Below are 19,040 nucleotides of genomic sequence, written 5' to 3'. Positions count from 1 at the left end.
TAAAAAATCTAGGGCTACGCGCGCGCTATGCCATTTATGACAACAATATGCTCTCTACAGCCAATATCAAACCTGTAAACGAAACCCGTATCAACATTGACTACACATGGAAATTTAAATAATTCAAAACAAGAGGTTCTGTCACACATAGAACCTCTTTTTATTTCGGGAAATTCATCATGAAGAAAGTTGTAACGCTACTCTGCGGAATTTGTCTCATTGCCCTGACTCATGCCGAAACACAATATAGCCCGCCACCTATTCAGCTTGAGCCTTTAGCAAAATTTAGTGTTGATCTAAATGCGCCTGTTTGGGAGTTAGGCGCCACCAGTGATGCAGGTAAACGCCGAATTATTCCCATTACAGGTGGGACATTCGAGGGCAAATCACTTAAGGGCCGCATTTTAAATAATGGTGCAGATTGGCAAATCGTTGACAGTAAAGGATTGGCAATTATTGATACACGATATTTGTTAGAAACCGATGACGGTGCACTTATTTATCTTCAAACCAAAGGTTACCGACATGGCTCGGCAGAAACACTAAAACAGCTTGCTCAAGGCAAAGATGTCGACCCGAAAAATTACTATTTCAAAATTACCATGCAGTTTGAAACCAGCTCACCTAAATACTCATGGCTTAACCAGACCGTTGCGGTAGGTAGTGCAATGCGTTTGGGCAAAGCGGTTATTTATGATGCCTATACCCTGAAATAATAATTTTTATAACACTTACAAAAGGATGGACCCTTCATTATGGATCAAAAAACTTTAGAACAATTACCGCCCATCCATCACCATTTGGGTGGACACAATATCCATTGGAATGACAAAAACACTGAACTCACCATCCACTACACGGCGCTAGAAAGCTTTACCAATCCACGTGGCACCGTTGAAGGTGGCATGATCTGCGCGATGCTTGACGACGTGATGGGGCTTTTTGCATTTCTTGCCAATAACCATAAACCAGCCACCACCATTAACTTAACCATGGATTTTTTAAGACCCTGTGCTGTGGGCGAAGTCATTACAAAATGCCGATTCATTAAACAAGGCAAAACCGTACTGAATCTCGAAAGTGAAGCTTGGCAAAACAACAAAATGATTGCACGAAGCACAGCTAATTTTCTGGTTTTAGATTAATTGCGACCATTTATTCAATAAGGATATGAATAATGAATTACACCAACAATAAACGAATTTTGACCTACTCCGCTTTAGTACTTGCCATGCTTGGTGCTTTGACAGGCTGTGGAAGTGATAATGATGACACAACGATTCCCTCAACAACCAAACCACCGCAGCTCTCTCCTGCTGTGGGCGTAAAAATGACAGGCAGCTGTACGGACTTACTTGGATTTCAATACAACAATACAGTCATTAGCTCAGCTACCCTTCAAGAAGCAGGCACATTGACTGTCGCCAACAAACCGATTGGTGCTCATTGTTTGATCAAAGGTTATATGGACCAACGTGTAAGCCCGATCGATGGGCAAACTTATCAAATTGGTTTTGAAATGCGCTTACCAATAGACTGGAATGGCCGTTTTCTCTATCAAGGTAATGGTGGAACCGATGGTAATTTAGTACCTGCAACGGGTCAGGTTGGCAGCGGTGGTCCTCTGACCAATGCCCTGCATGATGGTTTTGCTGTTATTTCTTCCGATGCTGGACATAATGCTTCACAAAATCCAATGTTTGGTTTAGACCCTCAAGCCAGAATTAACTACGGCTACGGTGCAATTACCAAACTCACGCCTATGGCAAAAAATCTAATTAAAGCAGCATATGGTAAATTGCCAGACCGCTCGTATGCAGGCGGCACATCGAACGGCGGGCGTCATGCCATGATTGCTGCAACTCGTTTGGGCGACCAATATGATGGAATCTTGGCAAGCACACCGGGTTTTCATTTACCTCGTGCAGCCGCGGCTCAACTCTACACCGCACAACAGCTTCGTCGTGTCGCAACAGATGAAAATGATCTAAGTACTGCTCTTACCCTTTCAGAGCGCAAAGTATTAGCAAAAGCGATTTTAGATCGATGCGATGCTCTAGACGGTGTTGCAGATGGCTTGGTTCAAGATGTCGAGGCTTGCCGTACAGCTTTTGATATTCACAAAGATGTACCTGTTTGCTCAAGCACAAGAGATAGTACTTGTTTAAGTACCGAACAAATTGATGTATTAGCCAACATTTACCGTGGTCCTATAAATTCGGCTGGACAAGCGCTCTATGCAACCCAGCCTTTCGACCCCGGTTTAGTCGGCAGTAACTGGGCAAGCTGGAAATTCGAATCTTCGGTGGGAACAGCACGTGACCCCGTTGCAGTCGGCATTCTTTTTCAAGTCCCACCAGACCCAACTGTGACTCAAAACTCTAGACAATTTGCCTTTAATTTTAACTTCGATACCGACTATCCAAAACTCTCGGCAACCAATGATGTGTACACCGAAAGTTCGATGTCATTCATGATGCCACCCGATGAATTCAATCTAGATAAACTCCGTAATCACGGTGGAAAAATGATTGTGGTACAAGGCACAGCAGATGGCGTTTTCTCTGTGGATGACACCCAAAATTGGTACGATCAACTGCTACAACACTATAAAAATGATGCAAAAGGTACAGCGCCTGAATTTGCACGTTTCTTTAGAGTTCCGGGCATGAACCATACCCGTGATGGCATTGCGACCGACCAATTTGACGCATTGACTGCTTTAGTTAACTGGGTCGAATATGGCCAAGCACCTGACAAAATCATTGCGACCGCACGCGGCACAGGTAACCCAAGTGGTCAAGTGAATACTGAACTTCCGCAAGATTGGGCACCAGACCGTACCCGCCCATTTTGCCCTTACCCACTCATTGCCCGTTACAACGGTCAAGGTGATAGTGAAAAAGCTGAAAACTTTAGCTGTAAATAACCCCCTATAAAATTAAAAGAGAGCTTATTTAAGCTCTCTTTTTTATCTTAATCTTAGCTCAAGTTTTACTGCTTAAACTTTTTAATACTTTTAGACAAATGAGCTCGCATCATTTGTCGAGCCAACAAACCATCCTGATCGACAATTGCGTTATAAATATTGACATGATCATGGTGAACCGCTTTTAAATATTCTTCACGGTTTTCAGGGCTTTGCTCAATAGATTTTAAGCGTGCACGTGGAATAATTTTTTCACCCAGATACTTTAAAAAATCAACGAAATATTGATTTTCAGAAGCTTCAGCAATGGCAATATGGAAATCATAATCAGCTTTTACTGTGCCATCATTTGCATCTGATGAAATATGACGTTCAAAGTCTTGAAGTGCAGCTTTCATTTTATCGATGTGGATTTGCTTACGGCGCTCAGAGGCTAAAAAAACAGCTTCAGACTCAAGGCTAATTCGAAGCTCAAGTAAAGAAACAATATCGTTAATAGTTTCTAAACTGGCATTAGATAGCAAAAAATTCTGTTCAATAGTCTGCTCTTTTACAAAAGTACCAATCCCATGACGAGTTTCGACAAACCCTAAAGAGCGCAACTCAGTGATTGCTTCTCGAATAACAGAACGGCTTACTTCAAAAGTTTCAATTAATTCAAGTTCGGTCGGAATTTTCTCTCCAACTTGGAAGTCTCCCGACTGAATTTTTTCGATCAGTTGTTCTACAATAATCTGGCTTAGTTTTTTTGTTGATCTAGGTTTAATTGCACTAGACATAATCTGAAGAACTCATGAAATGTTGAAAAAATTAGAAAATTCATTTTACTATAAACTTAGACGATAGTCATATTCGGTTTTTATGCCTCTAAGCTATTAAAATTAAAATATTTTATCTCCCTTATCAAACACTCACATACATTTAAAAAGTAAGCAACTTGTGCTTATTGCAATATTTAATAATGCGTTGAATAAGCTAAAAAATATGCAGCTCAATACCTTTGATTAAGCTGCACAGTTTTTAAATTCGAGCCTGAGTTAACTGCCCATTGACCAGACGAGTAATCTGTAGCGGATTACTATCTTTTAGTGCATCAGGTAATAAAACTTGTAGCGTATTTTGAAAACATACCGGACGCAAGAAGCGCTCAATTGCTCCCGTACCTACCGAGGTTCCACGCGCATCACTGGTTGCAGGAAAAGGACCACCATGTACCATGGCATCAGACACTTCAACTCCTGTCGGGAAACCATTAAACAATACACGGCCTGCTTTACCAGTTAACAAATGAAGAAGCTCACCAGCTTCAGATAATTCATTTTCATCACCAATAATCGTTGCTGTAAGCTGTCCACCTAAGGCTTCAATTCCTTTTAACAAAGTTGCTTCGTCTTCTACGCCAATCACAATCGACATTGGCCCAAAAACTTCATGTTGTAGTTTTGGGTTGCCTGACAGTAAAACAGATTGGTCCGCTTTAAATAGATGTGCTTTTGCTTGAGAAACTAGCTCGGCCTCTTGACCTGTCGCAACTACTTCAAAACCAGCTTCACTGTTTAGAGCATCAATACCTTGACGGTAGCTTTTTAAAGTTCCTTCATTCAGCATGACCTGAGGCACAGCTTTTTGCGTGCTTTCAGCTAAAGCTGCTACGAAACTGTCAAATTCAGGTCCTTGTACACCTAAAATTAACCCCGGTTTTGTACAGAACTGACCACATCCCATATTAAATGAGGCAACTGTATCTTGTGCAATCTGTTCACCACGAGAGCTCAGCGCTTGAGATAAAACCACTACAGGGTTCACACTCGACATTTCAGCAAAGAATGGAATTGGCTGAGGACGGCTCTGCGCAAGGTTATAAAGTGCCATTCCACCTTCGAGAGAACCCGTAAAACCAGCTGCCTGAATCAGTGGATGTTCTACCAAGTTTGCGCCAATACGGCCGCCAAAAATCATGTTAAATGTGCCTTTAGGCATATCACAAACTTCGATTGCTTGTTCAATGGCTTCTGCAACAAGCTCAGCAGTTGCCATATGGCCAGAGTGTGCTTTAAAGACAACCGGACACCCTGCTGCTAAAGCAGCTACGGTATCACCGCCTGCTGTTGAAAATGCAAGTGGGAAATTACTTGCACCAAACACAGCAACCGGTCCTACCCCTACTTTGTATTGACGCAAATCAACACGCGGTAAAGGCTTACGTTCTGGCAATGCCACATCAATACGAGCACCGTAAAAATCGCCGCGGCGTAAAAGTTCAGCAAACAGTCGTAGCTGACCTGTAACACGGCCGGTTTCCCCTTGAAGGCGAGCAAGTGGTAAGCCTGTTTCAAGTGAAGCGACTTCTTGTAAGTTCGCACCTAATGCTTCAATTTGACTAGCAATTTCTTCAAGAAAAGAGGCACGTTGTTCTTGAGACGTTTGGCTATAAACTAAAAAAGCGTTATGTGCAGCTTGAGCAGCTTGATCTACCTCTTCAAGGGTTGCCTGACTAAATACATAACCTGTTGGCTGATAATCTTTTGCAGCTATACTTTCTAGAGCTGGTGCATTTGCAGCAACGCGTTGACCATTAATAAACTGCCGACCATTATTTTTACTCATTTTAAAGCTCCAATGCCTAAACAGATAGAATTATTGCGGACCGAGTGTCGCAATGAGAGCAGCCAAATCTTCATAGTCTGCTGGAGTTAAATCACTTAATGGTGGACGCACTGGACCAGCATCGTGTCCAACAATTTTGGCGCCTGCCTTAATCATGCTGACGGCATAACCTGATTTACGGTCGCGAATTTTAATCAGTGGCAAGAAGAAATCTTTAATCAAACGATTGGTTGTTTCAAAGTCATCACTGCGAAGCGCGTTATAAAAATCCATTGCAGTCTTTGGAATAAAGTTAAATACAGCTGATGAATAAACTGGGCAACCTAGGGCTTTATATGGCGCTGCAAAAACTTCTGCTGTTGGCAGGCCACCTAAATACGACAAACGATCGCCCATCGTTTGAGTCACTGCCGTCATCATATCGATTTGACCAGAGCTGTCTTTAAAGCCAATTAAGTTCGGACACATCTCGGCTAACTTTTGGATTGAATCGAGATTTAATCTTGAAACGCTACGATTATAAAAAATTACGCCAAAGTCTACTGAGTTACATACTTGCTTAACGTGTTCGATTAAACCTTCTTGGCTTGCTTCAGTTAGGTAATGCGGCATTAACAAAATACCGTGTGCACCTAAGCGCTCTGCTTCTTTTGCCTGTTCAATCGCCTGACGTGTCGGACCACCTGCCCCAGCAATAATCGGTACACTACCTTTACAAGTATCGACCGCAGTTTTAATCACATCAGAGTATTCATTTCCAGTTAACGAGAAAAACTCGCCTGTACCACCCGCAGCAAATAATGCACTTGCACCATAAGGCGCTAACCATTCAAGACGTTTTGCATAAGAAGATTTATTAAAGTCCCCATTTTGGTCAAAGTCAGTAACCGGAAAAGAAAGAAGGCCATCAGAAACAATGTTTTTTAACTCAAGAGCATCCATTAGAAAATATCCATACATGTTTATGTTGTCAGACATCTTACATCATAAATTTTATTTTAATCAATATATTTTTCCTCTGAGAATCTAAAATTTTTAAAAAGATAAAAGTTCTTTATCAAAAATCACTTAACTATTTGTTTTATAAAATATAGTTAAAATTTCTTAATTTTATAGCTAATCTTTAGACATAAAAAAAGCTGCCCGTATGGACAGCAAAGCATTAAGAAAACTTAAAAAAGCGAATTTTTCAAAGATATCGATAAAACATTAACGAACCAAACACGGCTTTTTATTATTAAATGACCAGTTTGGTATTAAAAATTGCATCGCATCAGCATCATTACGAGCTCCTAAACCTTTTAATTTATAGAGTTCATGGGCTTGATTAATTCGGTCCCAGTCCAGCTCAACACCAAGTCCCGGTGCTGTTGGCACCTGAATTTTACCGTCTTTAATTTCAAGCGGCGCTTTCGTTAGCTGATCTGTACCTTCTTGCCAAATCCAGTGCGTATCAATTGCCGTAACGTTACCTACAGCGGCGGCAGCAACATGGGTAAACATGGCCAGTGAAATATCAAAGTGATTATTAGAATGCGAACCCCACGTTAAGTTATACATATTGCAGAGCTGTGAAACTCGAACCGAGCCTTCCAATGTCCAAAAATGTGGATCAGCCAAAGGAATATCAACGGCTTGCAATTGAATACTATGTGACATTTCTCGCCAGTCGGTAGCAATCATGTTGGTCGCAGTGGGTAAACCTGTGGCACGTTTAAACTCGGCCATAATTTCACGGCTTGAATAACCTTGTTCTGCACCGCAGGGGTCTTCTGCATAGGCCAACACGCCTTTAAGATGTTTGCCTAAAGCAATTGCTTCATCTAAAAACCATGCTCCGTTTGGATCAAGCGTCACACGTGCTTCTGGAAAACGGCGAGCGATAGCTGTAACAGCTTCAGCTTCTTGTTCTCCGTGTAATACACCACCTTTTAATTTAAAGTCTTTAAAACCGTAACGGTCATAAGATGCTTCTGCTAAACGCTGCACTGATTCAGGTGTTAACGCTTTTTCATGGCGGACTTTGTACCAGTCATGGTTCAGATGTGGTGAGGTCGCATAATCAAGAGATGTCTGTTTGCGATCACCAACAAAGAATAAATATCCTAAAACCTCAACTTCACTACGTTGCTGACCCTCACCAAGCAAACTTGCGACATTCACATTTAAATGCTTACCAAGCAAATCAAGCAATGCCGACTCATAAGCAGTTACAACATGAATTGTGGTCCGTAAATCAAAGGTTTGATTGCCTCGTCCGCCACTGTCACGATCAGCAAAAGTTTGCTGAATTTTTTTAAGCAGATTTTTATATTCACCAATCGGTTGCCCTTCTATCAAGGCTTTAGCATCATTTAATGTCGCTAAAATTTTTTCTCCGCCCGGAATTTCGCCTACCCCAATATTTCCAGAGTTATCTTCGATAATGAGTATATTACGAGTGAAATAAGGTCCATGGGCACCACTCAAATTGAGCAGCATGCTGTCATGTCCAGCAACAGGAATTGCTCGAATTGATTTAACGATAGGTGTAGAGGTCGCCATTAAAATACTCCTTGGCATTCTGATACTATTTTTTCATCACCAAAACTTATAAGACATCAGACAACTTGTCAATATAAACCCGCATAAAAATTATTTTCCGGCCCCACTTGCCAAAATAATATTTTTAATCATATGATGTCATACATCTAAAGACGCGGTTTTAGAACTAGGACTATAGAGTAGATACAAAATTCCGTTTTCTCATCTATTCTATCGATGAATTTGACATGACGTCACCTATTTCACGGATATGCAAATAGGTCGATTATTAAAAAGAGTTTGTATATGGATAATCTGCAAACAAATCTTGCTGCTGTAAATCAGCAACGAGCGAAGCATAATAAAACCCGCTATTACATTTTAGCGATGATTTTTTTAGTTACTTCATTAAATTACGGTGATCGGGCAACACTTTCTATGGCTGCTGCCCCGATGTCTCAAGAGCTGGGATTAAGCTCAGTGACCATGGGATATATCTTCTCTGCGTTTGGCTGGGCTTATGTTATTGGCCAAATTCCAGGTGGCTGGTTACTCGACAAGTTCGGTGCTCGAAGAGTTTATTTCTGGAGCATCATGCTCTGGTCTTTTTTCACTATTCTCTTGGGTTTTGTTGATATTTTAGGTTCTATTCCTCTCATTATCGCCTCATTATTTCTTTTACGTTTTCTGGTTGGATTATCTGAAAGCCCAGCATTTCCAGGAAATAGCCAGATTGTAGCAGCATGGTTCCCAACCAAAGAACGTGGGACCGCCGCAGCAATATTTAACTCAGCTCAATATTTTGCAACTGTCATATTTGCACCATTCATGGGATGGCTGGTTGCCCATATTCATTGGCAATCTGTGTTTTGGATTATGGGTGGACTAGGTATTGTGATTGCTTTTATCTGGTTAAAAGTCATCTATAGCCCAGAAAAACACCCTACTATTAACTCAAATGAGTTCAAATATTTACAAGCAGGCGGTGCTATTACTAGCATGGGTGAAAATCAGCTTAAAGTTGCTGATGAAAACAACAAGATGAATTTTAAAAATATTAAAAAGCTGCTTTCTTCTCGTATGCTTCTAGGTATTTTTATCGCTCAGTATTGTATTACCTGCTTAACCTATTTCTTTATTACTTGGTTCCCTGTTTACCTTGTTAAAGAACGCCACATGTCAATTTTAGAAGCTGGTTTTGCGGCTGTATTACCGGCACTTTGCGGATTTATTGGTGGCGTATTAGGGGGAGTAATTTCCGATAAACTTATCAAGATGAACAAGTCTCTAACCTTTTCCCGTAAATTTCCCATTATTTTTGGCATGTTGTTATCAACCAGTATTGTGGTTTGTAACTATGTCGATTCGCAAACAGCCATCTTGTTCTTTATGTCACTGGCCTTTTTTGGCAAAGGCTTTGGTGCATTAGGCTGGGCAGTCATGTCGGATGTCGCACCAAAAGAAATGGTGGGTTTATCGGGTGGGTTGTTTAATACCTTCGGCAATACTGCGGGCATTGTGATCCCTATTGTGATTGGCTATATCATCAACTCAACAGGTTCTTTCAATGGTGCACTGTTTTTTGTAGGCATACATGCAGTCATCGCAATTATTTGCTACCTCTTTATGGTCGGCAAAATCCAGCGCTTCGAGTTAAAACCTACCTCTTAAACTTTAAGTCATAACGCTTAACTAAATTAAGCGTTATGCCCTCTCTTCAAATGTATACAAGGAACGATCATGCTGAAGCCTCTCCTCATAAAAATTAGTCCTCTTGATAATGTAGCCATTGTAGTGAATGACGGCGGTTTACCACCTTCTACACATATTGAAGAATACCAACTCATCTTGGTTGATCATGTGCCACAGGGACATAAAGCTTTATTAAAGTCATTAAAGCAAGGTGATGCAATTGTTCGTTATGGCGAAGTTATTGGTTATGCCAATAAAGATTTACCCGCGGGGTCATGGGTAAATGAAGCGGTTACCCAAATGCCTGAGGCACCTGAGCTAGATAATCTTGAGTTAGCAACTCGCCCTGACCCAAAGCTCCCTACGCTTAGCGGATATACATTTAAAGGTTATAAAAATAAAGATGGCAGCGTCGGCACAAAGAATATTTTAGGTATTACTACCAGTGTTAATTGTGTCGAAGGTATTGTCGATTATGTCGTTAAAATTATTGAACGTGATTTACTTCCTAAATATCCAAATGTAGACGGTGTAGTCGGATTAAACCATTTATACGGTTGTGGTGTGGCAATTGATGCCCCCGCTGCAATTGTTCCTATTCGTACAATTCATAATCTTGCACTCAACCCTAATTTTGGTGGAGAAATTATGGTGGTAAGTCTGGGCTGCGAAAAAATGCAACCGGAACGACTTTTAAATATTCCTAAAGAAAACAAATATATTCCTCTAGCAAATGAAGATATTATTCAGTTGCAAGATGAACGTCATAATGGTTTTGAAAGTATGGTGAACCATATTTTAACTGTGGCTGAACAACATCTTGAAAAGCTGAATCAACGTACTCGAGAAGAAGTTCCAGCTTCTAATTTAGTTGTAGGCATGCAATGTGGTGGGAGTGATGCATTTTCTGGAGTCACCTCTAACCCTGCCGTTGGTTTCGCAGCTGACCTGATTGTGCAATGTGGAGGTACAGTCATGTTCTCTGAAGTTACGGAAGTCCGCGATGGTATTCACCTACTCACTCCACGTGCAGCAAATGAACAAGTTGCCAAAGATCTAATTCGGGAAATGAAATGGTACGATGACTACTTAGCAGCAGGCCAAGTAGACCGAAGTGCCAATACCACACCGGGTAATAAAAAAGGTGGACTGAATAACATTGTAGAAAAAGCGATGGGATCGATTGCCAAATCGGGTCGCTCACCGATTGTAGAAGTTCTCGCACCAGGCCAAAGACCGACAAAAAAAGGATTAATTTTTGCGGCAACCCCTTCGAGTGACTTTATCTGCGGTACGCAGCAAATGGCATCTGGAATTACGGTTCAAGTCTTTACTACAGGCCGCGGTACACCCTATGGACTGGCAGCAGTGCCGGTCATTAAAATGGCAAGCCGAAACAATATTGCAAACCGTTGGTATGACCTGATTGATATCAGTGCTGGCGATATTGCCATTGGAAAGAAAACTATTGAAGAAGTAGGTTGGGAACTTTTTAAACTGATTTTACAAGTGGCTAGTGGCGAAAAACAAACGTGGTCAGACCGTTGGGATATTCATAACTCACTCGCTGTATTTAACCCAGCACCCGTGACCTAATAAAGTTTAAAAGATGAGGCATATCACCTCATCTTTCTTATTTCCCATATAATTACGACACATTTCACCAAAACTTAACATCACTGCTAAAATAACATCGAAAATTAAGAACTGTATTTCTCTATGCAAAATCAGACTGCTCCAAATCTCCCCTCAACTCAACTTGGAAAAGCATTGCTTTGTCTTATGACATCGGCATTATTATTTTCCATTATGGGAGTGTGCATTCGTTTTGCTTCACAAACGGTAGACAATGCGACTGTCGTGTTTTTTAGAAATGCAGTAGGTTTATTTATTTTTATTCCGATGCTGTTTAAACAGGGCTTAGACTTCGTTAAAACCGATAAACTCTGGATGCACACGTGGCGAAGTCTAGTCGGTCTTGCTGCAATGTACGGTTTTTTCTACGCCATAGCGAACTTAAAACTATCAAATGCTATGGTTTTTAGCTATTCATCTCCTATCTTTATTCCACTGATTGCATGGCTTTTCTTAAAAGAAAAAATTACCAAATCAATGATTTTTGCTGCGGTCATTGGTCTAGTTGGGGTTTTATTTGTCGCTAAACCCGATCAAGGTCTATTTAACGCATTATCTTTTATTGGCTTGGGTGCATGCTTTTTATCAGCAATGGCTTTTGTGACCGTAAGGGCTTTAACCAGTACAGAGCCGCCTGAACGTATTGTTTTTTACTTCTGTATTTTTGGTAGTTTGATTTCCTCTATTCCAATGTTCTGGCATTGGCGCATTTTTACTTGGCACGAATTAAGCCTACTCATTGCCGCAGGACTTTTAGCAAACATTAGCCAACTGTTTATGTCTTATGCTTATAGCTTAGCGCCAGCAGGACAAATTGGCCCTATGAATTACATTGCTATTATTTTTGCAGGAATATGGGGATTTGTTTTTTGGCATGAATTACCGGATCTGTTTAGCATTATCGGTATATTTATTATTTTATTTGCCATTTTGCTCTGTAATCCTTTTTTGCAGAAAAAGTTACTTTCTCGATTTAAGTAGCAGTCAAACTTGTTTTTAATTTTGGTACTGTATTCGATACTCATTTGGTGAAATGCCTGTCCAGTGACGATAGGCTTTTCTAAAATTAGAGGTATCTGAAAAGCCAATTCTCTCAGCAATTTCATCTACGGTTAAAGTTGTCTCTCGCAAATACTCATCCGCAAGACGGCGCCGAGTCTCATCTAATAACTCTTGATAAGTTAAATCAAAACCTGCCAAACGCCGATGTAAGGTACGCTTTGACATATGTAAGCGTTCAGCCATTTCTTGAGCTGATGGAAAAAGACCTGTTCCATCCAATAGTATTAAACGAATCGTTTTCACCAACTCGGGTTCTTCAAGTTCAGCAGCACCTAGCATCCGCTCACAAAAGGACTTACACATATCCGCGGTAATCGGGTTGGCATTTGGGCAAGGTACATCGAGCCACTTTAAATCAAAATGCCATTGCATCACCCCAGCATTAAACTGAACAGGACAATGAAAAACTTTTTCATATTCTTCTGCATAGTCGGGCGCTGGGTATGGCAATAAAAGCTTCTTGGCTTGAAATGGTCCTTCAAGCACACGTTCAATTAAGGTTTGCATGGAGCTAAACCAAAACTCGCACACTAAAGGGAGAAGCTTACCAAGCGCAATAATGTCCTGCCCTTCAAAAATCGCAACATCATCTCGCACATAGAATGATTTCTTTAAAATAGGCCCAGCAAGCTTAATGTGTCGAATGCCCAGCTCTACCGCTTGTCTAAAATTACGCGAAGAGTAAAGCGCGTAACCATACACCCCAAAATCTGACAATCGCTGCTTTTGCCCTGCACGCAGACCAATTAAGGGATCGTGAGATAGTTTTTGAATATTTTGAAATAGCTGAATTTTTTGGACTTGAGAAATATATAAAGAGGATTGATTCATCGTATCTGGCGAAATATTTGTGCCAGATATAACATTTGATATTGAATGGCCTTGCAACCCCATTTCATCAAATAAACTGGTCAAACCTAGCAAATATGTATTGGCACCTAAGGATGTATTATCATAATTTCCTTCAATAACACTATTTGCATTTTTATAAAGATTTTTAGGCATTTAACTCACACCATCCCTAGAGTGACGTGCATAATGGCACTAAACTACCTCTTGTTGTCTCAATTTAACATCGACCATACGACGCTTCAAGCATAAAGTATGATAAGCAAAAGTATGGAAGGAACAATAATGGAAAGCTCCACTTTAAAAGAATATAACGGCTCTGCCACCGAACATATGGAACTTATTTTTTCCAAACAACGTGCCAATTTTGAGGCAGATCCCTATCCAAGTCTTGAGGCACGCCGCACAAAGCTGCATCAACTCAAAAAACAAATTATTCGTTATCAAGATGCTTTAGCTACCGCGATTAATGCTGATTTTAGTTCTAGATCACTCGATGAATCTAAACTATTAGATCTGCTTGGCTCAGTGCTAGAAGCCGATCATGCGATTCATCATTTACGCCGCTGGATGCGCCCAAGTAAACGTCGTACCGAGCTTTTATTTTTATCGAACCGTTTAAGTGTACAATATCAACCTAAAGGCGTGGTTGGCGTGATTGTTCCTTGGAACTTCCCCGTTTATTTAGCACTTGGCCCACTCATTGCCGCTTTGGCTGCGGGCAACCGAGTCATGATTAAACTCCCTGAAATTACCCCAAATACCAACGCAATGCTACGTCGCATGCTGGCTGAAGTCTTTAACGAAGATGAAGTAGCCGTGTTTGGTGAAGAAATTACAGACCCAGCAAGATTTACCTCTTTACCATTTAACCATATTGTATTTACTGGCTCTCCTGCCATTGGCAAAGTCGTCATGCGAGCTGCTGCTGAAAACCTAACTCCAGTTACTCTCGAATTAGGCGGTAAATCACCTGCAATTGTAAGCCGCAACTACCCGCTTGCCGATGCGGCAAAACGTATTACCCATGGCAAAGCAACTAATAGTGGTCAAATCTGTGTAGCACCTGACTATGCGTTGGTTCCAAAAGAAAGTATTGATGAATTTGTGGATGCAGCAAAATCCAGCTTTATAAAAATGTTTGGTCAAAACATCACGAACAATGAAAATTACACATCGATTGTGAATGACCGTCATTTAAAACGTATTCAAGATATTTTGAACGATGCACAAGAGAAAGGTGCTCGTGTTATTCCTTGCGACACGTATAGCTTTGACCAACAAGGCCGTAGAATGCCTGTACAGATTGTGCTGAATTGCACACCAGACATGCGCATTATGAAAGAAGAACTTTTTGGTCCTGTTTTGCCTGTGGTTGCATATGATTCTTTAGATGATGCGATTACCTATGTAAAATCGGACGAGCGACCTTTAGCACTTTACTTCTTTACACATAGCTCAGTAGAACGTGATCGTATTTTACGTGAAACTCATTCGGGTGGCGTGACCATTAATGATTGGGGTTGGCATGTAGTCAACCATGATGCCCCTTTCGGGGGTATCGGCAACTCAGGTATGGGGTCATATCATGGTGAAGAAGGCTTCCGTGAACTTTCACATGCAAAAACTGTGTTTATACGTCATCGGTTTTTCCCGACCCAGCTTTTCCACCCTCCTTATGGGACATTCCTACAAAAATTAGCGATCCGCTTTTTCTTGAAAAAAGGTGATCCAAATATTAAATAAGGATTATAAAAAAAGCCTCGTAATGAGGCTTTTTTATCGGCTTTTAATTAATCAATCGGACATAATAGAAAAATTATGAAATTTACAGATATTTAAATAAGTATCTTCAAATAATTTTTCCATTTTAGGGTTTCCATCATGATAGTCATCCCAGAATGCTCCACTAAATTCTTTAGGTTCAATAGTAGTAGTTATAGTATCTTCCTGTTTATAAAGTGAAATTTTCCAACCTTCAGGTATACTAGGTTTAATTATTTCAAATTTAGAGATTTCTACAATAACAGGAGTACCATCTGAATCGCGGCGAACAGATACTTTTGTTTCATTTCGATATTCATTAAATTGCACCCCAAAACAGATGTATCTTTTCCCAATAGTAAAATCGTACAAATCACTATTATTACACTTAAGTATCATGGGTTTACTATTCCTTTTACCTTGTAATCTTTAGTTTGATAATCAATTTAATTCATTTTAATATTTATGACTATTTTTAAAATCCTGAAAAAATTTCGGATCTTACCAAAATTTTCTGAGTAAACTTTCTACTAAAGAATGTAACCATAAACAAATTATCTTAATCAAAAATTATAAATTATTATTTTAAAAATAAAAAAGCTAGGCTTCAGCCTAGCTTATAAAAAATTCATTATCTAATTTAAATATAATCAACCTTTTGAGCTTTTAAAATATCAAGCTGTAACATCTTTTTCTTTTTATATTTATAGGCAATAAACAAACCAATAAACCATACTGGTGAAAACTCTAAAGCAATCAGCGTATCATGATCTAAAGCTAAAATAACGATAGTAAAAACTAAAAATAACATCGTCATCCATGCCATGAATAAACCACCTGGCATTTTATATTTTGACTGGATATGTAATTCAGGACTTTTCTTACGATAATAAATATACGAAAGCACAATCAGCATGAATGTAAAAATACATAAAATTGAAGTAAGTGCTGAAATAATCGTAAATGCCGTCATAACATTTGGAACAATAAACAAAATGGATGTTCCAAGCGTTACACAAGCCATTGAAAATACGAGGCCTCTAATTGGAACTTTTCTTTTCGATAATTTGCTAAAGCTTTTAGGCGCATCGTTGTCTAAAGCTAGGCCATATAACATACGACTGGTCGCAAAAATTCCACTGTTTGCCGAAGATAGTGCCGAAGTCGCAACAACAAAGTTGATTAAACCTGCCGCAATTGGTAACCCTACCAATGTAAACATTTCTACAAATGGGCTTTTTTCTGGTGAAACCTTAGCCCAAGATGTAACCGCAATAATACAAACCAATGCGCCCACATAAAACAATAAAATACGTAAAGGAATAGAGTTAATTGCTTTTGGAAGTGAGGTATGCGGATCTTTGGTTTCAGCAGCAGTTGTACCAACCAGCTCAATACCCACAAACGCAAATATGGCAATTTGGAAACCAGCTAAGAAACCTGTTACACCATAAGGAAACATAGATTGTGTTTCAAACAAATGGCTCATTGAGGCCTTAACCCCATTTGGAGAAGTAAATCCGGTACTAATTAAATAAATACCAGCCAAAATAAACAGAATAATTGCAGTAATTTTGATGAGTGAGAACCAAAACTCAAGTTCACCGAACAATCGCACAGCCACAAAGTTGAGTATGGTTAAGACGGCCAATGAAGTAAATGCAGGAATCCAAACGGGTAAATCAGGATACCAAAACTGCATGTACCCTCCGATCACAATCACGTCTGCAATCGCAGTAATAATCCAGTTACACCAGTAGGACCAACCAAGGAAAAACCCTGCCCACGGACCAAGATAAGCCGTTGCAAAATCGGCGAAGGTTTTAAAATTGGTATTCGCAAGCAACAATTCACCCATTGCCCGCATCACGAAGAAAAAGAAGAAACCAATAATTAAATAGGTTAAAACAATTGAAGTACCCGAAACACTTAATGTTTTCCCGGAACCCATAAATAATCCAGTACCAATTGCACCACCAATTGCGATCATCTGAATATGACGATTGGTTAATGAGCGCTGCAATTTCTCTTCTTCTTGTTCAGTCATATGTTGACTACCAAGAAGATCTCCTTCCAGGAACTGCTTTCCGTTATTCTTACTCATGTAATATTTACTCCAATTTATAGCAACCGTCGTAAATGCTTTAATAATAAATAAATTATATGATTATTAATTTAGTCCATTAAATCATGTTGAAAATATTATTAAACCACTTAAAACCTTATAAATTCCTTTTTAAAAGCTATTACCTATAACAATAAAAATTAATCATCAATCCTTTCCTTCATTATTATATTAGCTCGCTTTTCTCAATATAATTTCAATAAACATTTAAAATATATAATTTAATTAAATATTTTATTTACTTACTCTTTATATAGAAAAACAGGCTAATTAATCCCAGCTCAGCGAGCAAGATTGTATTTATCCATATACCCATCTTGCGCTAGCGATAATATAGTATTCCTTCTTAAATTTGGTGAAATGTATAGTAATTTTTGCTTAATTAACAGCCATTCGAAAATGTTCAGTCGCTTTGAGTTTATTGACCACTTCAGGACTCGAAACTTGTTTAACTTGAACACTTAGCACCCGAACTAAAGAGCCATTTTCAATATTCAATTGTTTTGCTTGTTCTTTCGTTAACTGCAATATGTTTTGGTGCGGTTTGCTATACACAAGAATGGCGCGATAATTTTCATAGTCATCATTAGCCACAATGTAAGCTTCATCACCTACAGCGATATTTTCAGGTTGTTCAATTTTTACCGCTACAGACTGACTTTCTTTAATTGCCCGTAAATTTTCGATATCTGCTTGCAGGGTCGCACCACCATCAAAAATATCGACATAGCCTTTGTAGCGTAGTCCCTCTTCAAGCAAGAGGTTGTAGGCTGGCCGAGTATTCGGGTGCACAATGCCAATTGCAGCTTTAGCATCGTCAGGTAACATATCGACATAGAGTGGATGTCTTGGCATTAGCTCAGCAATAAAAGCCTTTTGTCCGACTCCACTCAAATAATCGGCTTTGGTAAATTCAATATTAAAAAACTTATGCCCTACCGCATTCCAAAATGGTGATTGCCCATTTGCATCGGAATAGCCACGCATTTCGGCAACAATCGTTTCTTCAAAGTATTGACGAAATGCTGACAGAAATAAGAAACGGACTTTAGATAAAAACTTGCCATTTTTATTTAAGCGGTAGTCAGGGTCTAAAAATAAAGTACAAAGCTCACTACAGTTGGTATGGTCATTACTCAAATACAAAGTAGGTAAAGCGTTATAAACACTTAACGGTTCTGACGCATGAACTTGGGTTCCTACATGAAAGTTGTACCAAGGCTCTTTTAAACCAAGTGCGACTTCAATACCGCAAACACCGACGACTTTGTTGAGTTCAGTATCTTCTAAAACAAATAAATAAACTTGATCTGCCTTTGGGAGTTTACCTGCGACCGTTTTACACGCCCGCTCAATACGAGCAGCAAGTTTTTCCATATTGGGCTGCAAAGATGTCAAACCAAAACCCGCTTTTTGCGCCAACAGGTAAAGATCGTTAACATCTTTAGGTTCGATGTAGCGAATAATCATCATGCTGCTTGTTCATCCTTTTGAATTTCTACAAAGCGAACAAGCGCACGTTCGAACCGTTTTAGACCTTCATCAATATCAGCAAATGGAATAATTAAAGACGGCGTAAAACGTATAACGTTTGGACCAGCAATCAGACTCAGTAAACCTTCTTCACCCGCAAGGTTATTGATGTCTTTTGCTTTACCTGCAAACTTATCTTTTAAGGCACAACCAATCAATAAACCTTCACCGCGAATCGTCTCAAAGATTTCATATTTTTCATTTAATTGATTTAAAGCTTTTTTATAATAATCATGACGCTCTTTAACGCCATTAAGCACTTCAGGCGTATTAATAAACTCAAATACTGCACCTGCAACCGCACTTGCTAACGGGTTACCG

General features: G+C 39.6%; 16 protein-coding genes. 7 read left to right on the top strand and 9 right to left on the bottom strand.

The window, feature by feature from the left end:
* Positions 1-179 precede the first annotated feature (179 nt).
* The 3 genes from UC75_RS12200 to UC75_RS12190 are packed head-to-tail and all read left to right on the top strand — an operon-like array spanning position 180 to position 2,929.
* A complete protein-coding gene (locus UC75_RS12200) occupies positions 180-716 on the top strand; it encodes a DUF3237 domain-containing protein (RefSeq protein ID WP_049837752.1) in 537 nt (178 codons plus the stop codon).
* A gap of 39 nt (positions 717-755) precedes the next feature.
* Positions 756-1,145 (top strand): PaaI family thioesterase, encoded by a 390-nt coding sequence (locus UC75_RS12195; protein ID WP_049837751.1) that lies wholly within the window; start codon positions 756-758, stop codon positions 1,143-1,145.
* Positions 1,146-1,177: 32 nt separating this feature from the next.
* On the top strand, positions 1,178-2,929 hold the full coding sequence (locus tag UC75_RS12190) for a tannase/feruloyl esterase family alpha/beta hydrolase (protein WP_049837750.1): 1,752 nt from the start codon (positions 1,178-1,180) through the stop codon (positions 2,927-2,929).
* A 65-nt stretch (positions 2,930-2,994) separates the two neighbouring features.
* On the opposite strand, the gene UC75_RS12185 is transcribed toward UC75_RS12190, so the two are convergent.
* The 4 genes from UC75_RS12185 to gudD all read right to left on the bottom strand — a co-directional run bounded on the left by UC75_RS12185 (position 2,995) and on the right by gudD (position 8,080).
* On the bottom strand, positions 2,995-3,708 hold the full coding sequence (locus UC75_RS12185; RefSeq protein ID WP_005299379.1) for a FadR/GntR family transcriptional regulator: 714 nt from the start codon (positions 3,706-3,708) through the stop codon (positions 2,995-2,997).
* Between the two features lie 241 nt (positions 3,709-3,949).
* Positions 3,950-5,536 carry an aldehyde dehydrogenase (NADP(+)) gene (locus tag UC75_RS12180; protein WP_049837749.1) on the bottom strand — a complete coding sequence of 529 codons (1,587 nt, stop codon included), beginning with the start codon at positions 5,534-5,536 and terminating at the stop codon, positions 3,950-3,952.
* Positions 5,537-5,566: 30 nt separating this feature from the next.
* Positions 5,567-6,478: a 5-dehydro-4-deoxyglucarate dehydratase gene (kdgD, locus tag UC75_RS12175; RefSeq protein WP_049837748.1), complete on the bottom strand. Its 912-nt coding sequence runs from the start codon at positions 6,476-6,478 to the stop codon at positions 5,567-5,569.
* Between the two features lie 267 nt (positions 6,479-6,745).
* Positions 6,746-8,080 carry a glucarate dehydratase gene (gene gudD, locus UC75_RS12170; protein WP_005299387.1) on the bottom strand — a complete coding sequence of 445 codons (1,335 nt, stop codon included), beginning with the start codon at positions 8,078-8,080 and terminating at the stop codon, positions 6,746-6,748.
* 285 nt (positions 8,081-8,365) lie between these two features.
* Between gudD and UC75_RS12165 the strand changes: the two genes are divergently transcribed.
* From UC75_RS12165 to UC75_RS12155, 3 genes are all read left to right on the top strand, one after another.
* Positions 8,366-9,730, top strand: coding sequence for an MFS transporter (locus UC75_RS12165; RefSeq protein WP_049837747.1), 1,365 nt, complete (start codon positions 8,366-8,368; stop codon positions 9,728-9,730).
* 69 nt (positions 9,731-9,799) lie between these two features.
* Positions 9,800-11,347, top strand: a complete 1,548-nt coding sequence (garD, locus tag UC75_RS12160; RefSeq protein ID WP_049837746.1) for a galactarate dehydratase — start codon at positions 9,800-9,802, stop codon at positions 11,345-11,347.
* 123 nt (positions 11,348-11,470) lie between these two features.
* Entirely contained in the window at positions 11,471-12,367 is an 897-nt protein-coding gene (locus UC75_RS12155; protein WP_049837745.1) for a DMT family transporter, read from the top strand.
* Between the two features lie 15 nt (positions 12,368-12,382).
* Here the strand turns inward: UC75_RS12155 and UC75_RS12150 are convergent, their stop codons facing one another.
* Entirely contained in the window at positions 12,383-13,453 is a 1,071-nt protein-coding gene (locus tag UC75_RS12150) for an AraC family transcriptional regulator (protein ID WP_049837744.1), read from the bottom strand.
* Between the two features lie 129 nt (positions 13,454-13,582).
* On the opposite strand from UC75_RS12150, the gene UC75_RS12145 reads away from it, so the two are divergent.
* Complete coding sequence (locus tag UC75_RS12145) at positions 13,583-15,043, top strand: coniferyl aldehyde dehydrogenase (RefSeq protein ID WP_049837743.1); 1,461 nt, start codon at positions 13,583-13,585, stop codon at positions 15,041-15,043.
* 51 nt (positions 15,044-15,094) lie between these two features.
* Here UC75_RS12145 and UC75_RS12140 read toward each other — a convergent pair whose 3' ends face one another.
* The 4 genes from UC75_RS12140 to UC75_RS21490 all read right to left on the bottom strand — a co-directional run.
* Positions 15,095-15,460 (bottom strand): hypothetical protein, encoded by a 366-nt coding sequence (locus UC75_RS12140; protein WP_049837742.1) that lies wholly within the window; start codon positions 15,458-15,460, stop codon positions 15,095-15,097.
* 241 nt (positions 15,461-15,701) lie between these two features.
* A complete protein-coding gene (locus tag UC75_RS12135) occupies positions 15,702-17,165 on the bottom strand; it encodes an amino acid permease (RefSeq protein WP_004793843.1) in 1,464 nt (487 codons plus the stop codon).
* Positions 17,166-17,564: 399 nt separating this feature from the next.
* Positions 17,565-18,659: an arginine N-succinyltransferase gene (gene astA / locus UC75_RS12130; RefSeq protein WP_049837741.1), complete on the bottom strand. Its 1,095-nt coding sequence runs from the start codon at positions 18,657-18,659 to the stop codon at positions 17,565-17,567.
* Positions 18,656-19,040 (bottom strand): aminotransferase class III-fold pyridoxal phosphate-dependent enzyme (locus tag UC75_RS21490; RefSeq protein ID WP_228137329.1); only part of this gene is annotated, 385 nt, incomplete at its 5' end. The genes astA and UC75_RS21490, both read right to left, overlap by 4 nt.

The organism is Acinetobacter sp. V2, from assembly GCF_001188385.1.
Lineage (GTDB): Bacteria > Pseudomonadota > Gammaproteobacteria > Pseudomonadales > Moraxellaceae > Acinetobacter > Acinetobacter oleivorans.
Note: the sequence above shows the minus strand (reverse complement) of the source record. Positions and strands in the feature narration are given on the sequence as shown.

What these genes read in the sequence shown, in the direction of transcription:
- UC75_RS12200 (WP_049837752.1), top strand. Translation starts at nt 180, where the DNA reads ATGAAGAAAGTTGTAACGCTACTCTGCGGAATTTGTCTCATTGCCCTG.
- UC75_RS12195 (WP_049837751.1), top strand. Translation starts at nt 756, where the DNA reads ATGGATCAAAAAACTTTAGAACAATTACCGCCCATCCATCACCATTTG.
- UC75_RS12190 (WP_049837750.1), top strand. Translation starts at nt 1,178, where the DNA reads ATGAATTACACCAACAATAAACGAATTTTGACCTACTCCGCTTTAGTA.
- UC75_RS12185 (WP_005299379.1), bottom strand. Translation starts at nt 3,708, where the DNA reads ATGTCTAGTGCAATTAAACCTAGATCAACAAAAAAACTAAGCCAGATT.
- UC75_RS12180 (WP_049837749.1), bottom strand. Translation starts at nt 5,536, where the DNA reads ATGAGTAAAAATAATGGTCGGCAGTTTATTAATGGTCAACGCGTTGCT.
- kdgD (WP_049837748.1), bottom strand. Translation starts at nt 6,478, where the DNA reads ATGGATGCTCTTGAGTTAAAAAACATTGTTTCTGATGGCCTTCTTTCT.
- gudD (WP_005299387.1), bottom strand. Translation starts at nt 8,080, where the DNA reads ATGGCGACCTCTACACCTATCGTTAAATCAATTCGAGCAATTCCTGTT.
- UC75_RS12165 (WP_049837747.1), top strand. Translation starts at nt 8,366, where the DNA reads ATGGATAATCTGCAAACAAATCTTGCTGCTGTAAATCAGCAACGAGCG.
- garD (WP_049837746.1), top strand. Translation starts at nt 9,800, where the DNA reads ATGCTGAAGCCTCTCCTCATAAAAATTAGTCCTCTTGATAATGTAGCC.
- UC75_RS12155 (WP_049837745.1), top strand. Translation starts at nt 11,471, where the DNA reads ATGCAAAATCAGACTGCTCCAAATCTCCCCTCAACTCAACTTGGAAAA.
- UC75_RS12150 (WP_049837744.1), bottom strand. Translation starts at nt 13,453, where the DNA reads ATGCCTAAAAATCTTTATAAAAATGCAAATAGTGTTATTGAAGGAAAT.
- UC75_RS12145 (WP_049837743.1), top strand. Translation starts at nt 13,583, where the DNA reads ATGGAAAGCTCCACTTTAAAAGAATATAACGGCTCTGCCACCGAACAT.
- UC75_RS12140 (WP_049837742.1), bottom strand. Translation starts at nt 15,460, where the DNA reads ATGATACTTAAGTGTAATAATAGTGATTTGTACGATTTTACTATTGGG.
- UC75_RS12135 (WP_004793843.1), bottom strand. Translation starts at nt 17,165, where the DNA reads ATGAGTAAGAATAACGGAAAGCAGTTCCTGGAAGGAGATCTTCTTGGT.
- astA (WP_049837741.1), bottom strand. Translation starts at nt 18,659, where the DNA reads ATGATGATTATTCGCTACATCGAACCTAAAGATGTTAACGATCTTTAC.